The sequence below is a fragment of the Celeribacter sp. genome (assembly GCF_048270365.1).
In the GTDB taxonomy this organism is placed as follows: domain Bacteria; phylum Pseudomonadota; class Alphaproteobacteria; order Rhodobacterales; family Rhodobacteraceae; genus Celeribacter.
In genome coordinates this window covers 45423-59883 of sequence record NZ_JBLWTA010000002.1, presented here as the reverse complement: position 1 = coordinate 59883, position 14461 = coordinate 45423, and the positions used below count along the sequence as shown (strand labels likewise).

At 60.1% G+C, this 14461-nt stretch carries 15 protein-coding genes; 11 read left to right on the top strand and 4 right to left on the bottom strand.

What is annotated here, in order from left to right:
* Positions 1-283: 283 nt before the first annotated feature.
* From dnaG to ACN0X0_RS02815, 5 genes are all read left to right on the top strand, one after another.
* Positions 284-2269, top strand: a complete 1986-nt coding sequence (gene dnaG, locus ACN0X0_RS02835; RefSeq protein WP_417263551.1) for a DNA primase — start codon at positions 284-286, stop codon at positions 2267-2269.
* Between the two features lie 312 nt (positions 2270-2581).
* A complete protein-coding gene (rpoD, locus tag ACN0X0_RS02830) occupies positions 2582-4570 on the top strand; it encodes an RNA polymerase sigma factor RpoD (RefSeq protein ID WP_417277924.1) in 1989 nt (662 codons plus the stop codon).
* A 48-nt stretch (positions 4571-4618) separates the two neighbouring features.
* Entirely contained in the window at positions 4619-5047 is a 429-nt protein-coding gene (locus ACN0X0_RS02825; protein WP_417277923.1) for a hypothetical protein, read from the top strand.
* Positions 5048-5303: 256 nt separating this feature from the next.
* Positions 5304-5606, top strand: coding sequence for an HlyU family transcriptional regulator (locus tag ACN0X0_RS02820; RefSeq protein WP_417277922.1), 303 nt, complete (start codon positions 5304-5306; stop codon positions 5604-5606).
* Positions 5599-6393: a Stf0 family sulfotransferase gene (locus tag ACN0X0_RS02815; protein ID WP_417277921.1), complete on the top strand. Its 795-nt coding sequence runs from the start codon at positions 5599-5601 to the stop codon at positions 6391-6393. Before ACN0X0_RS02820 ends, ACN0X0_RS02815 begins: the two co-directional genes overlap by 8 nt.
* A 20-nt stretch (positions 6394-6413) precedes the next feature.
* Here ACN0X0_RS02815 and ACN0X0_RS02810 read toward each other — a convergent pair whose 3' ends face one another.
* Both ACN0X0_RS02810 and ACN0X0_RS02805 read right to left on the bottom strand, forming a co-directional pair.
* Positions 6414-6845: a nuclear transport factor 2 family protein gene (locus ACN0X0_RS02810; RefSeq protein ID WP_226549793.1), complete on the bottom strand. Its 432-nt coding sequence runs from the start codon at positions 6843-6845 to the stop codon at positions 6414-6416.
* 100 nt (positions 6846-6945) lie between these two features.
* Complete coding sequence (locus ACN0X0_RS02805; RefSeq protein WP_417277920.1) at positions 6946-7800, bottom strand: SDR family oxidoreductase; 855 nt, start codon at positions 7798-7800, stop codon at positions 6946-6948.
* Between the two features lie 110 nt (positions 7801-7910).
* On the opposite strand from ACN0X0_RS02805, the gene ACN0X0_RS02800 reads away from it, so the two are divergent.
* The 6 genes from ACN0X0_RS02800 (at position 7911) to ribD (ending at position 11358) form a co-directional block, all read left to right on the top strand.
* A complete protein-coding gene (locus ACN0X0_RS02800; protein WP_417277919.1) occupies positions 7911-8300 on the top strand; it encodes a winged helix-turn-helix transcriptional regulator in 390 nt (129 codons plus the stop codon).
* A gap of 119 nt (positions 8301-8419) precedes the next feature.
* On the top strand, positions 8420-8677 hold the full coding sequence (locus tag ACN0X0_RS02795; RefSeq protein WP_417263559.1) for a hypothetical protein: 258 nt from the start codon (positions 8420-8422) through the stop codon (positions 8675-8677).
* A 106-nt stretch (positions 8678-8783) separates the two neighbouring features.
* Positions 8784-9233, top strand: a complete 450-nt coding sequence (locus tag ACN0X0_RS02790; RefSeq protein ID WP_417277918.1) for a hypothetical protein — start codon at positions 8784-8786, stop codon at positions 9231-9233.
* Entirely contained in the window at positions 9230-9649 is a 420-nt protein-coding gene (locus ACN0X0_RS02785; protein WP_417277917.1) for a secondary thiamine-phosphate synthase enzyme YjbQ, read from the top strand. Before ACN0X0_RS02790 ends, ACN0X0_RS02785 begins: the two co-directional genes overlap by 4 nt.
* 141 nt (positions 9650-9790) lie before the next feature.
* The gene (gene nrdR, locus ACN0X0_RS02780; RefSeq protein ID WP_167600004.1) at positions 9791-10258 is read left to right on the top strand and encodes a transcriptional regulator NrdR; all 468 of its coding nucleotides are present in this window, start codon (positions 9791-9793) and stop codon (positions 10256-10258) included.
* The gene (gene ribD / locus ACN0X0_RS02775) at positions 10255-11358 is read left to right on the top strand and encodes a bifunctional diaminohydroxyphosphoribosylaminopyrimidine deaminase/5-amino-6-(5-phosphoribosylamino)uracil reductase RibD (RefSeq protein WP_417277916.1); all 1104 of its coding nucleotides are present in this window, start codon (positions 10255-10257) and stop codon (positions 11356-11358) included. Before nrdR ends, ribD begins: the two co-directional genes overlap by 4 nt.
* On the opposite strand, the gene ACN0X0_RS02770 is transcribed toward ribD, so the two are convergent.
* Together ACN0X0_RS02770 and ACN0X0_RS02765 are read right to left on the bottom strand one after the other, a co-directional pair.
* Complete coding sequence (locus ACN0X0_RS02770; RefSeq protein ID WP_417277915.1) at positions 11344-13095, bottom strand: capsular polysaccharide biosynthesis protein; 1752 nt, start codon at positions 13093-13095, stop codon at positions 11344-11346. The two genes, ribD and ACN0X0_RS02770, sit on opposite strands and share 15 nt — an antisense overlap.
* A gap of 5 nt (positions 13096-13100) precedes the next feature.
* Complete coding sequence (locus ACN0X0_RS02765; RefSeq protein ID WP_417263564.1) at positions 13101-14231, bottom strand: polysaccharide biosynthesis/export family protein; 1131 nt, start codon at positions 14229-14231, stop codon at positions 13101-13103.
* Positions 14232-14461: the final 230 nt, after the last annotated feature.

Sequence of the window (14461 nt, the reverse complement as noted above, 5' to 3'; positions counted from 1 at the left end):
GGCTAAGTTTGATCCGCTCTTTACCAGCCGTAAAGTTCAGAAACGCCTGGCCTTGAAATGGTCACATTCGTGGCTTTGATCCCGCCTAAACCGGCGTGATTGATCGGGCTGGACGCAGGAGGCGAAAACGGCGTCTTGGTTTTGCCGCGATTGGCCTTTATTGCGCCGCAGTTCGGCCATGATCCCGCCGCAATGCGATTCGAGGTGCCCGTTTCATCTTGAAGAGGGTGCGCCCTGTCTCGGCTCTGGACCTTGTGCCGATTTTCGGAGAATACTTGCCCTCATGTCATTACCCCCGGGATTCTTGGATGAGCTGCGCAACCGCCTGTCGCTGACCGATGTGGTCGGCCGCAAGGTCATGTGGGATGCGCGCAAATCGAACCCCGGCAAGGGCGACATGTGGGCGCCGTGCCCGTTCCACCACGAAAAATCCGCCTCCTTCCACGTCAACGACAAGGACGGCTATTATTATTGCTTCGGCTGCCACGCCAAAGGCGATGCGATTACCTTCGTGCGCGAGACCGAGAATGTCGGCTTCATGGAGGCCATCGAGATTCTCGCACAAGAGGCCGGGATGCCGGTGCCAAAAGGCGATCCGAAAGCGCAGGAGAAATCCGACAAGCGCGCGGAGCTGGCCAAGGTCAACGAGGCCGCGAACCGGTTTTTCCGGCTGAACCTCTCGCAACAGGGCGGCGCGCAGGCGCGGGCCTATCTCGACAAACGCGGCATGCGGCCAGAGACGCGTGAACGCTTCGAGATCGGCTTTGCGCCCTCGGGCAATGCGTTGCTCCGTGCGCTGAAAGAGCAGGGCATTTCCACCGAGCTGGCCATCGAGGCGGGTGTGGTCGCCAAACCCGACGACGGGCGCGACGCTTATGATTTCTTCCGCGACCGGATCACCTTCCCGATCCGCGACGCGCGCGGGCGGCTGATTTCCTTTGGCGGTCGTGCCATGGACCCGAACGCGCGGGCGAAATATCTCAATGGCCCAGAGCGGCTTTTGTTCGACAAAGGCGCTGCGCTCTACAATCATAAGGACGCGCGGGCGGGCTGTGGTCAGGGCCAGACACTGGTGGTGGCCGAGGGCTATATGGACGTGATCGCCATGGCTGAGGCAGGCTTTGAAGCCACCGTGGCGCCTCTAGGCACCGCCATCACCGACCGGCAGTTGCAGCTCATGTGGCGGATGTCCGACGAGCCGGTGATCGCGCTCGATGGCGACAAGGCGGGGCTTCGTGCCGCGTTTCGGATGATTGATTTGGCGATGCCTTTGCTGCAATCCGGCAAGGGGCTGCGCTTTGCCATTCTGCCTGAGGGGCAGGACCCCGACGAGTTGATCAAGGCCAAGGGCCGCGAGGCCATGCAAGAGGTGCTCGACGGCGCTTTGCCGATGGTCGCGCTTTTGTGGCGGCGCGAGACCGAGGGCAAGGTTTTCGACAGCCCCGAACGCCGTGCCGCGTTGGACAAAAGCCTGCGCGATGCGATCCGGCCCATCGCCGATGCGTCGATCAAAGGCCATTATGGCGAGATCCTCAAAGATATGCGCTTCGAGCTGTTTCGTGGCAAAAGTCGCGACAGCGCACCGTCCGGGGGCGGCGGCGAGCGTCGGCCCTGGACACCCGCCGCGAAGGGCAAATTCGGAGGGCGGTTCAAAGGTCCCGCCGTGCCGACCGAAGGTCTCAAAGCCTCGCTCATCGTCTCTGGCGACGAAGCGCAGGCCGATCTGATGCGCGAAGCTGTGGTGCTCGCCGTGCTCCTGTGCAACCCCGGCATGGCGCTTGAATTTCTGTCACAACTCGAATCTCTCCAGCCCCGCACCGAAGAGCACGCAGCACTCCTCCATGCGCTCTTGATCCACGCCGATGTCGAAGAGGCGGCGGAGTTGCGCGAGAAAGTTGCGATGGATGTCGGTCGCGGCCCCCTTGACCGATTGCTGTCGCATCCCCATGTGCAGATCACGCCCCCTGTGCGGCGGCCCGATCGCGAGATCGCGCAGATGTGCCTCACGGAAGAGCTGGCCAAACTCAAGGCCCGGCGCGGCTATAAAACCGAGCTGGACGAGGGGTTGGCCGATCTCTTGGCGGCAGAAGACGAGAAAGTGACTTGGCGGCTCAGACAGGCCGCCGAGGCCCGCAATCGGGCAACAAAGGCGGAGGCCGAAGATAAAACCGAATTCGACACAGCCGAGAACGGCCTTGAGTTGTCGCGTGATGAACGCGATGCATTTCGCGCCCTGTTGGACCGGATTGCGCCCGGTCGGCAGAAATAGCTCGCGTGCGACAATGCCGGGGACAATACCTGAGACAAAGTGCGCTCAGGAAACGGGCAGAGGCCCGGTTTGACCTGTGTCGGGACGGCACTAGCTCAGTATGCGATGCGTAAAAGCAACGTGCGTGGGCCACTGGTGCAAGCTTGGTTAAGGAAATATGGGTATTCGGGTGGCGAATCGCCGATTCGCATGACATGATTCGTGAAATCAGCCGGACAGAGACGATGTCCGCAGCGATTCGGGCAAAATCGCACCATTTGGTCTTCGGGGGGGAACCCGTAAAGACCACAGGATTGATGAGGGGAGAGCCGCATGGCCGCTAAGGACAATGACGACGCCAAGACCGAGGATCAGGATCAGGACGTGATGCTCGACGTGAGCCAGGCCGCGGTCAAAAAGATGATCGGCGAGGCGCGTGAAAAGGGCTACATCACTTACGATCAGCTCAATAAGGTGCTTCCCCCGGAACAGGTGAGCTCGGAACAGATCGAAGACGTGATGTCGATGCTCTCCGAGATGGGCATCAACATCATCGAAGACGAAGAGGTCGAAGACGAGGACGAGAACGCCAAGGGTGGCGAACTTGTCACCGCGAACACCTCGCGCGAGGTGGCCGTTGCCGCGTCTGAGACCGAAAAACTCGACCGCACGGACGACCCGGTGCGGATGTACCTGCGCGAGATGGGCTCTGTCGAATTGCTGTCGCGCGAAGGCGAGATCGCGATTGCGAAACGCATCGAGGCCGGCCGCAACACGATGATCGCCGGGCTCTGCGAAAGCCCGCTGACCTTCCAGGCGATCACCATCTGGCACGACGAACTTCTGTCCGAGGACATTCTCCTGCGCGACGTCATCGACCTTGAGGCCACCTTTGGCGGCGGTGTCGACGGCGATGAGGAGGCGAATGTCGTCGAGGGCCTGAATGTCGGCGGCGGTGGCGCCGAGGCCAAGGAAAAAGAACAGGAATACGACGCCGACGGCAATCCGATCTCCACGGATGACGACGACGACGATGAGGACGAACAGGCCAACATGTCGCTTGCGGCCATGGAAGCGGCGCTGAAGCCTCAGGTTCTCGAAACGCTCGCCCGGATTTCCGAGGATTTCGCCCATCTCTCCGAGATGCAGGATCTGCGGATGTCCGCCACGCTCAACGAGGATGGCTCTTTCTCCGCGGACGAAGAGGCGCAATATCAACAGCTTCGCTCCGAGATCGTGGTGCTGGTGAACTCGCTGCATCTCCACAACAACCGGATCGAAGCGCTGATCGACCAGCTTTACGGCATCAACAAGCGCATCATGACCATCGACTCGAGCATGGTGAAACTCGCCGATCAGGCGCGGATCAACCGTCGCGAATTCATCGAGGAATATCGTGGTGCGGAGCTTGACCCGAACTGGCTTGATCGGATGGCCGAAAAAGCGGGCCGGGGCTGGCAGATGTTCATCGAGCGTCACACCGACAAGGTCGAAGAACTGCGTGGCGAAATGGCCATGGTCGGTCAGTACGTCGGCGTCGACATCTCCGAATTCCGCCGCATCGTGCAACAGGTGCAAAAGGGCGAAAAAGAGGCCCGTCAGGCCAAGAAGGAAATGGTCGAGGCCAACTTACGTCTCGTGATTTCCATTGCCAAGAAATACACCAACCGCGGTCTGCAATTCCTTGATCTCATTCAGGAAGGCAACATCGGTCTGATGAAGGCGGTCGATAAATTCGAATACCGTCGCGGCTATAAATTCTCGACCTACGCCACATGGTGGATTCGTCAGGCGATCACGCGGTCTATCGCGGATCAGGCCCGGACAATTCGGATTCCTGTGCACATGATCGAGACGATCAACAAGCTGGTGCGGACCGGCCGTCAGATGCTGCACGAAATCGGTCGCGAACCGACGCCGGAAGAATTGGCCGAAAAGCTTCAAATGCCGCTCGAAAAGGTCCGCAAGGTGATGAAAATCGCCAAGGAACCGATCTCTCTCGAAACGCCGATCGGCGACGAGGAAGACAGCCAATTGGGCGATTTCATCGAGGACAAGAACGCGGTTCTGCCCCTCGATGCGGCCATCCAGGAGAACCTCAAAGAGACCACCACCCGCGTGCTGGCCTCGCTCACGCCGCGTGAAGAGCGCGTGCTGCGGATGCGGTTTGGCATCGGCATGAACACCGACCACACGCTCGAAGAGGTGGGCCAACAGTTCTCCGTGACGCGGGAACGTATCCGTCAGATCGAGGCGAAGGCGTTGCGGAAGCTGAAGCACCCAAGCCGGTCGCGGAAGCTGCGGTCGTTCTTGGATCAGTAAAGTTAGAGGCGCCTCCCGAAAGGGGGGCGTTTTTGTTTGGGGCTAGATATGTACCTTGAAATTATTGGCTTAGCCGTCTCGATCTTGGGCTTGATCGCTGTGCTCTGGCAGCTTGGGGTTGTTGGCAAGCAGCTCAAACTCCAGAACTATTCTGAGTATACGCGTCGGTACGCTGAAGTCGTTTATCGGCTGCCTGAAATTATAAATGACAACGAAAAATTTGAAATTTCTGCTCTAAATGACAATGAGCGTGAAGACTTCATGCGCAATCAGAGAGCTTACTTCGACCTCTGCTTCGAAGAGTGGAATCTGCATAATCGTGGATTGATCGACGCAGAGTCGTGGCGAATTTGGAGTGGTGGGATTGAGACTGCTTTGAAGAGAAAGGCTTTCATACAGGCTTGGGAAATCATCAAGGACACTACAGAATACGGGCCTGATTTTGAAAAGTGGGTTGATAGCAAAGTTTTAAGGTAACTTGTGCAGTTGGGATTGGCGCGTAACAAGGCCGTAGGCCGCCGCGCATCGGTCATGCTGAAAGCATGCCTCCGGCATGACCCGTCCGGCGGTCTGGCGATTTTGTGAGCGCGGCGCTTGGATCAAAAGTCCGACGGATTTGGCGGGGATAAAGCACGCCGTTCAAGCCTTTGATCGCCATCCCCCGGTCAGGCGATGCGCGGCTTGCACTTGGGCGCCAAGGGCTTCAAAATACCTTTTCAAACAGGAGGCCCAAATGTCCATTTTCTCCAAACTCTTCGGCGGCAAATCTGGTGGTTCATCCGGGGCGCAGAGCGCGTCGAAAGAAGACGCAAAGCCTGAGCTTTACGGCGATGAGTTCCGCATTTTTCCGGAGCCGATCAAGGAAGCGAACGGTTACCGCGTTGCCGCTCGGATCGAAAAGGACATCGACGGCGAGACCAAGACCCACCACATGATCCGCGCCGACACCATGGGCGGCGAAGACGACGCGCGGATGGCCAGCCTGCACAAGGCGCAGATGTTTATCGACCAGATGGGGGCGCGCATCTTTGACTGACACGGCTCAAAACGCGTCCGTCAACGAGGCCTTCGCCTATCCCGACCAGTTCTCGACCGAGATGGACTTGCCGCTCTTCGAGGGCGCGCCAAAGACCTATCTGATCGCCTCGACGCCTCGCTGCGGCAGCCATTATCTGGGCCATGCGCTGACTGCGATGGGCGGTTTTGGCGTACCGCTCGAATATCTCAACAAGGGCAATTTTAGCGGTTGGAAAGCCCGGTTTGGCAACCACCGCCTGCCGGGGCTTTTGTGCGACATCATCCGTCACCGCACAAGCCCCAACGGGCGGTTCGGGATCAAGGCGCATTGGAGCCAATTCAGCCCCCACATCGGCACCGACAGGCTCGCCCCGCTCGGCACCATTGAGCGCGTGATCCACATTTATCGGGGCGACCTTTTGGGACAGGCGATTTCTTTTGAGAAGGCCAACCAGACCGGGCAATGGATCAGCGGAGCGCCAGCCAAGGGCAAGGCAACCTATCGCTACGGCAAGATCGTCAAGGCGGCGGAGAACCTGCGATCACAAAACCTCGCCTGGGCCGCCTATCTGGCCGATCATGAGGGCGAGGTTTTGCGGTTAGATTACGCCTCTTTGATCGCGGCGCCCGAGTTTAAACTGACCGAGATCCGCGATTTTCTCGACCCGGAAAGCACGGCCCAACCGCAGCCGTCCGAACGGACGCAGAAGCAGTCTGATGGCCTCTCGAAACAGTGGCGAGAGCGGTTTCTGGACGACATGCGCCCAGAGCACGCCTGGATCGCGGAGCCCTTCGCGTTGGAGTAGCGCCGCTCTCGTTCTGACGTTTACGGCGCAGGCGTCCACATCGGGTTGCCAGAGGCGGTGTCGCGCACTTCGGGCTGCAGCACATCCCAATGCTCGGCGATCTTGCCGTCCTCGACGCGGAACATGTCGACGCCCACCATCGGCTCAGGGCCCCAGCCCGTCGCGCGGAAATGCACGGCGACCATCTGGGCCTCTTCATCGGCGATCACGTTGCCGATCTCATAGGCAAAGCCTTCGGCAGGGGCGCTGGCGAAACCGCGCAGGGTGTCGAGACCATTCGGAAAATTCGGATTGTGTTGGATGTAGTCTTCGCGGAACAGGCGGTCGATGGCCGCCACATCCGGTTCGATGAAGACGGCAGTGACGCCCGCGATCACGATGTCGCGCGCGCTTTCTGCTTGTGTCGCGATGGGGGCGGCGATCAAGGCCGTCGCCAGTAAAAACTGTTTCATCTGTGATCTCCCTTTGTGACATTTAAGCGGTTCGCGGCGCGGCTGGCAATCAGCTCCGCGCCGCGAGGACGTTTAGGCCAGAATGATTGGGCCTAGATGTTTAAGCGAGCGCGGCTTTGATCGTCTCGGCAATCGGCTCGGTCGGGTGGCCGATCAGTTTGGACAGCGTTTTGCTGTCGTCAAACAGCGACCCTTTGGCGGCTTTCGCGTCCGAATCCGCGAGAATCGCGGCGAAGGGGCCGGGCAGACCAGCGCCCACGAGCGCCTCGGTGAACGCGGCTTCGGGCATGTCGGTGTATGTGACCTCTTTGCCGGACAGTTCGGTCACGGTGGCGGCATATTCGGTCAGCGTGTAGGCCGCGTCACCGGCGAGTTCGAGAACTTCGCCGTCATGACCGCCAGCGAGCACAATGGCGGCGGCTTCGGCGTAGTCTTTGCGCGATGCGGTGGCGAGTTTTCCGTCCTGCGCGGCGCCAAAATGCTGACCCAGTTCAAGGTCTTGGCCCAACGTCATGGTGATGTTTTCGGAATACCAGCCGTTGCGCAACAGGGTGTGGGGGATGCCGCTATCCTTGAGTGCGGCTTCGGTCGCGAGATGCTCTTCGGCCAGCGCCATGTTGCCCGTGTCGGCATTCAGGATCGAGGTGTAGGCGATGAATTTGACGCCTGCGGCTTTGGCGGCTTTGATGACATTGCCGTGCTGGGTGGCGCGCTGGCCGACTTCGGAGGAGGAGATCAGGAGCAGGCGGTCGACACCGGCAAAAGCGGCTTCGAGGGCAGCTTCATCGGTGTAATCGCCGCGGCGGGTGGCGATGCCTTTGGCGGCATAGGCGTCGGCGGCTTTGTCGGAGCGGACGAGGGCGAGGATGTCGTCTTTGGCGACAAGGGTGGCGAGGTGATCGACGACGAGGTGACCGAGTTGGCCGGAGGCGCCGGTGACGAGATAGGTTGTCATGATCTTTCCTTTTGGGATCGTTTCGAATATAGGTCTCATTTAGAGACCTAAATCGCCTTTGAAAAGGAGGCAGGTTTTCGGTCCCAGGTTACATGAAGGGAACCTAGGTCATGCGGGATATGCAGCTGAGCCGCCTTGAGGAATGGAAGGCGATGGGATTCGATTTCCAGAACTGCCCTGTGCGGCAGGTGCTGGATCACGTCGCGGCGAAATGGACCTCGCTGATTCTGCTCGAACTGGAAAACGGGCCGCAGCGGTTCAACGCGCTCGGCCGTGCGCTGCCAGATATTTCCAAACGCATGCTGACGCAGTCTCTGCGCGATCTCGAACGGGACGGGTTGGTCGCGCGCGAGGTCTTCGACACGAAACCGCCTTCGGTCGTCTATAGCCTCACGGAGATGGGGCGCTCGTTCCTCGAGCCGCTGCACCATATGATCGTCTGGGCCGAAAGAATGATGCCCCAAGTCGAAGCCGCAAGGGCGCAGTTCGACAAGAGCTGAAATCTCGGGCAAGGCCCCGCGACATGGGCCTTATCCACAGGAAATTCGGGCCGAGATGAAACTCGATTAACCTTTCAGGCGTTTCTTAATCAGAGCTGCAACAGCGATGAGAGAAACACATGACCAAGACGACTAAAATACTCGCCCTGATCTGTGCTGCCCTTGCGGGGGCTGCGATGGCCTCCCCCTATGTGCCTTTGAGCGACGAGCATCTCAATCCCGAGCCGGTTCTGATCAAGGTGCCAGCCGAAGATTTGGATCGCTGTGTCGCGACATTGGAGCAGGTTTTTCTGGGGCCCGTTGAACAGGCGACCGTTCAAAGCGCGTCTCTGACGGAGGCTGAGGCGGGCCCGACCGTGCGGTGCGTCGCGGAATAATGTCATGTGTGCGGGGGAGAGCAGTTTCCCCGTATGCAGGCCGGGAGAGCCGCGATAGGCTGGACCCATGAAAGCACAATTCCTTATTTGCATGAGCTGCGCCGTGATGGCCCTTCCATCTTTCGCACAGGCTCAAGACGAGCCACTGTTCCAGTGCCAGTTTGTCAGCGGCAAAGAGGTCACGCTGCGCACATCTGCGCAGGGCATGTCCTATGTTTTCGGGCGCCCGAACGCCAAGCCTGAACTCTTTCTGCTGCGCAAATATGACGAGATCGGCGTGACGCCTTGGAATGGGGTCGGCGGTTCGATTTGGGAAGTTATTGAGTTCAGAAACGCCGATGTGACCTATCGCATCTGGGGGGATTTTGACCGCATGACCGAAGCGCATGAGATCACCGGCGGTATTATGGTTGAGCGGGGCGAAGAAGACTTGGCGCGTCTGGAGTGTCTGCCCGGTACTGTGACCTACACGCCGTTTTCTTTCTCGGATGCTTATGAGGCGGCGGGGTATTGTTGGAGTTTCGACGACAGCCAGTGGCAGGAGCAGTGCGAATGAGCCATCGCGTTTTCGAGATCACGACGCATGGCCCCGGTCTCTATGAATTCACCGCCGATCTGGCGCGTTGGGTCGCGGGGGAGGGGTCAATGGAGGCCGCACTCACCGTGATGGTGCAACACACCTCCGCCTCTCTCGTCATTCAGGAGAACGCCGACCCGGAGGTGCAAACCGATCTTGCCGCGTTTTTCCATCGCTTGGTGCCGCCGACCACCGATCCGTCCATGGCCTATCTGACCCATACCTACGAGGGGCCGGACGATATGCCCGCGCATATCAAATCCGCGATTTTGCCCACAACACTCACAATTCCTGTTCTAAATGGCCGAATGACGCTTGGAACATGGCAAGGTGTTTACCTTTTCGAACATCGCAGCCGTCCGCACACGCGTCGGGTCATGGCGCTCTTGCGATGACCGTCTGAAAAGAGTGTCCCCACAACATCTAGCGATGCAAATTATCACTACCCAAATTCTGGGCTTCCCCCTATAGTGCCTGTGGATAACTGGGGCAAAGACCCCAGATGACTGAGGCAGTGATGAGATAAGGGGGCGCAGATGCGTTGTCCATTTTGCGGAAATGTCGATACCCAGGTGAAAGACAGCCGTCCGGCTGAAGATCATGTTGCGATCCGTCGGCGACGGTTCTGTTCGGCCTGTGGCGGACGCTTTACCACATACGAGCGCGTGCAACTGCGCGATCTCGTTGTGGTCAAAACCAATGGCCGGCGCGAGGATTTCGACCGCGACAAACTAGAGCGTTCCATCCGCATCGCGGCCCAGAAACGCCCGATCGAACCGGAGCGTCTGGATCAGATGATCTCTGGCATCGTGCGCCGTCTTGAGAGCATGGGCGAGACGGATATCCCGTCGAAAACCATCGGCGAGATCGTAATGGAAAGCCTTGCGCGGATCGACACCGTCGCCTATGTGCGCTTTGCCTCGGTCTATAAAAACTTCCAGGCCGCCGACGATTTCGACAAATTTGTCAGTGAGTTGCGCCCGGATCCCAAGTCTGACGAATGAGCCAAACTTTTGATGAACGCCACATGCGTCACGCGCTGTCCTTGGCGGCGCGTGGGCTTGGGCGGACGTGGCCAAATCCCGCCGTCGGTTGTGTGATCCTCAAAGACGGTCGCGTCGTTGGACGTGGCTGGACCCAGCCTGGCGGGCGACCTCACGCAGAGGCCATGGCACTCGCTCAAGCGGGCGATCTGGCGCGCGGCGGCACGGCCTATGTGACGCTGGAGCCCTGTTCCCACCACGGCAAAACGCCCCCCTGTTCCGAAGCTCTGATCAAGGCGGGCGTGTCGCATGTCGTCGTCGCCTTGGGTGACCCGGACCCGCGGGTGAACGGCAAGGGCTTTGCGATTTTGCAAAGCGCAGGTCTCTCCGTCACCTCGGGTGTGCTTGAAGCAGAGGCACGCCGCCAACAACAGGGCTTTCTCTTCAAGGTCACCAAAGGCCGCCCGATGCTGACGCTGAAATTGGCGCTCTCTTGGGACGGGCGGATCGCCACCGCAACTGGTGAGAGCCAATGGATCACCGGCCCACAAGCGCGGCGTCGGGTGCATGCCATGCGCGCCAATCACGACGCGGTTCTGGTGGGCGGCGGCACCGCGCGGGCCGATGATCCGGGCCTGACCGTGCGCGGTCTGGGCGTCTCGCATCAACCGGTGCGGGTGGTGATGTCGCGTCGTCTCGACCTGCCTCTTAACGGCCAACTGGCGCGCACGGCGCAGGAGGTGCCGGTCTGGATTCTTCATGGTCCGGACGTCAGCGCAGAGTTGAAATCGGCCTGGACAGGCCTCGGCGCGGAGCTGATCGAAGTTGGCGTTCTGGCCGGACATCTCGACCCGCAGGCGGCTTTCCAAGCGCTCGGCGCGCGTGGTCTGACGCGGGTGTTTTGCGAAGGGGGCGGGGCCTTGGCGGCCTCGCTTTTGTCGGCGGAACTGGTCGATCGCGTCGCTCTTTTCACCGCAGGTCTGGCGATCGGCGCCGAAGGCATGCCGGGTCTGGGTGCGCTGGGATTGGACCGTCTGGCGGCGGCGCCGCGCTATCGGTTGGAAAGCTTTGAGCGGATCGGACCAGACGCGCTGAGCCTTTGGAGCTTACCGGAGACCTAAAAGAGCGGCGCGCAGTTGGCGCAGTTTCGCAAGCGCAAACTGTGCGGCGCGGCTGCGCCCGTTTGGTGTCGATGCCAAAAGCTCCAACGCCTCTTCAGGCGACAAAGGCGCGCCGGTTTTCGGGTCAAAATAACGTGGATAATCAATGAGAACCGCATGGGCGAGGCCCATCACATCGGGCCGTGCCGCGCGCCGGGCGGGCGTGGAACCGAGGTCAGTGGTCAGCCCCCATCCGGCATAAAACGGCGCGCCGGTGCAGGTCACGGGCGTGCCGCGCAGGAGCGCCTCGAAGCCAATTAGAGAGGTCATGGTCCAGACCTCGTCGCAGGCCTCTATGAGGGCCAGCGGATCGGCTTTGTGAGCGATCACATCGGCAATTTGAGCCGCCTCTGAGAGTTTGCCGCGGCGCAGGCCCGCTTCGACATCCGGGTGTGGTTTGTAGACAATCACCGCCTCGGGATGGGCGGCGCGGGCGGCCTGCAACAGCGCAAGGTTGGTCGCAATCTCCCCGGCACCGAGACGGATCGAGGCGTCATCCTCTACTTGTCCGGCGACCAGAAGCCGGTGCCCCTCCGGCAACGCAGGTTGGCCCTCTCCGACATTGTATTTGCTCAGGCGCAGCTCCGTCAGGCGGCGCACGAATGTCTCGGCACGCTTGCGTTGCCGGTCGTTGAGGTCCACCCGCGCGCTGATCAAGGTTTCGAGCCGCGAAGGGCGGGTCGGATCGAAGTAAATTCCCAGATCGTCGAGCACCAGAGACAGCGGGCGGACGAGGGCTGCACCGAGACCACGCGAGCGTAGAAAGCCGTCCTCAAGGCGCAGGTCAGACTCCGCGCTCTGCCCCCATGCAAGGTGGCGCGCGCCTTCGCTCTTATGCCGGGCAATCTCTTCTGCATTGTCGGAAAACACGATTCGGCTCTGTCCCAGATACTGCCGCAAGAAAGGGCGCTTCCAAGGCAAAATATTTGAGGCGACATAGCCCGCTCTGTCGTCGCTTTCGGCCCGAATTCGGGCCTCCAGGCGGCTCAGGATGTCTTCGATCTCAAGTTCGGTGTCCCCGCTCCGCCATGCCGTCGACATCATCATAGCACCGCAGAAAAGCTGCGCGCGGGTGAGGCGGCGGGTGCTGTGAGGATTAGGATTCTCGTCCTGTGTGAGATCGAGGCTGCCGTACCAAGGACGCCCAAAGACCCGTGGGCGATGCCCCACCAGAATGGCGTCAAACCCGGCACCTGCACTATGAGTATAGACCGACGTGGCATTTTCCAAAAGCGGGTAGAGCGGTGCATCAGCGTGCAAAAGCGTCACGCGCGGGTCGTTGTGATTTACGAAAAAACCATCTTCGCAGGTCAGGATTGCGACCTGCGCATTGAGCAATTCTGTCTGCGCAAAGACCAGCATTTCGGCCATATCGGCCTCAGTCGGGGCCGCTTGCGAGGCGCGGGGCTGATCCAAAACGAGCACATATGGAACATTCGGAAGCGTCTTTTCGGACGTATGCGCCGAAAACTTAGACACTTCCAATGAAACCAGCCACTCGATTGCATCGCGGGCCCGCGCGAGTTTCGCGCTGTCGTCCAGCCCGCTCTCGGCCAGAAGAGCGTCCCAGTCCTGCCGTGTGACGCAGGCAAGATCAGGCTCTGCGAGAACCCGTTGGAACAACAGGGGCGGCGCAAAGGAAAGCCGCCCGGACACTGTCGGGGCGGCTTTGGATGCGATGCGGTCGGGATCGACCATGGGCCTTAATTGGCGAGGTTGCTGAGCGAATTGGCCGAGGTCGCGGTGCCAGTGATCGCGCCCAGAGTTTTCTGCCATTGGACGAACGGCGCCTCGGTGACGTAAAGCGTGTCTTCGTCACGGATCAGGAAGTCGCGTGCGAGGAACAGCCCGTTCGGCTGGGTCAGGTCCAGCACATAGATCATGCGTTGCGTGCCGACCAGATCGTCACGGCCCATAACCTGTTTGGCGATTTCTTCGGGTTCGTTGCGGAACACGAAGACGCCGGTCGGATCGGCGGCATTGGTCTGCAACCCGCCGACTTGGGCGATGGCTTCCAGCGCGGAGAGGTTGCGGGTCTCAAACGAGATCACGCTTTGACCGCCGGTTGCCCCCATCGCGGTGAAGGACCGGGGATCGGCTTCTACGAGAATGCGGTCGCCATCGCGCAGAGGGATGTCGTATTTCGGGTTCTCGTAGAGATCGGCGAACCAGACGGTGCCGATTGAGCTGCCGCGAATAACCTTGACCTGCGCCACATCGGGTTCGACGGAGACGCCGCCCGCTTTGGCCAGCATGGCGGTGAGGCGACGGGTCGGGCGCTCGATCGGGTAGACGCCCTGACCGGCGATTTGACCCGTGATGGTCACGGTGGCGCCATCGCCGGCGGCGCGGGCGACCATAACCTGCGGGTCAGGGGTCTGGGTGTCGAGTTTTTCGGTGATGATGCGGCGGATGGCCTCGGGGCTGTTGCCCGCGGCTTTGACGCGGCCCGCATAAGGCACAAAGATGAAGCCGCCGCCATCTACCTGAACCTCGGAGAGGACGGTCGCATTTGCGCCTTGGCCCGCCAGAAGGCCATCATCGACGTTTTCCCAGATGGTGAGCGACAGCACATCACCCGGCGCAATCGTGTCAGACCCGATCACGCCCGCGTTTTGGAACGCGGAGGAAAAGCCGAGCTCTTGATTGATGGCGGTGGCGGCGTTGACGCGGTCATTGACGGTCACGACGAAAGAATCACCTTTTTCCAGAACGGAGCCAGCAAAGATCTCTTTCTTGTTCGGACCAGAACGCGGCAAAGCACACGCGGACAGGCTTGCAGCCACGGCCACAAGCGTGATGGCGCGGGTGATGCGCGATGTCAGGATCTGCACTGGTCGAACTCCTCTGCCCCATATTTTTATCGGGTTTAATCAGAAGATTAATGAATAGCGAGTCAAAAATCCACCGTGGCGACCGGACGCGATGCGGTCCCCAAAGGGGTGTTGCGGGAAGGTCGCTGGTCCCATAGGGAGTGTGGTCGAGAGAGGTTATGCCTCATGATCTAGGGGCAAAATCCGCGTCTTGGATGTCGTTTTGTGGCCTTAATCGCCGTGGATCGCTC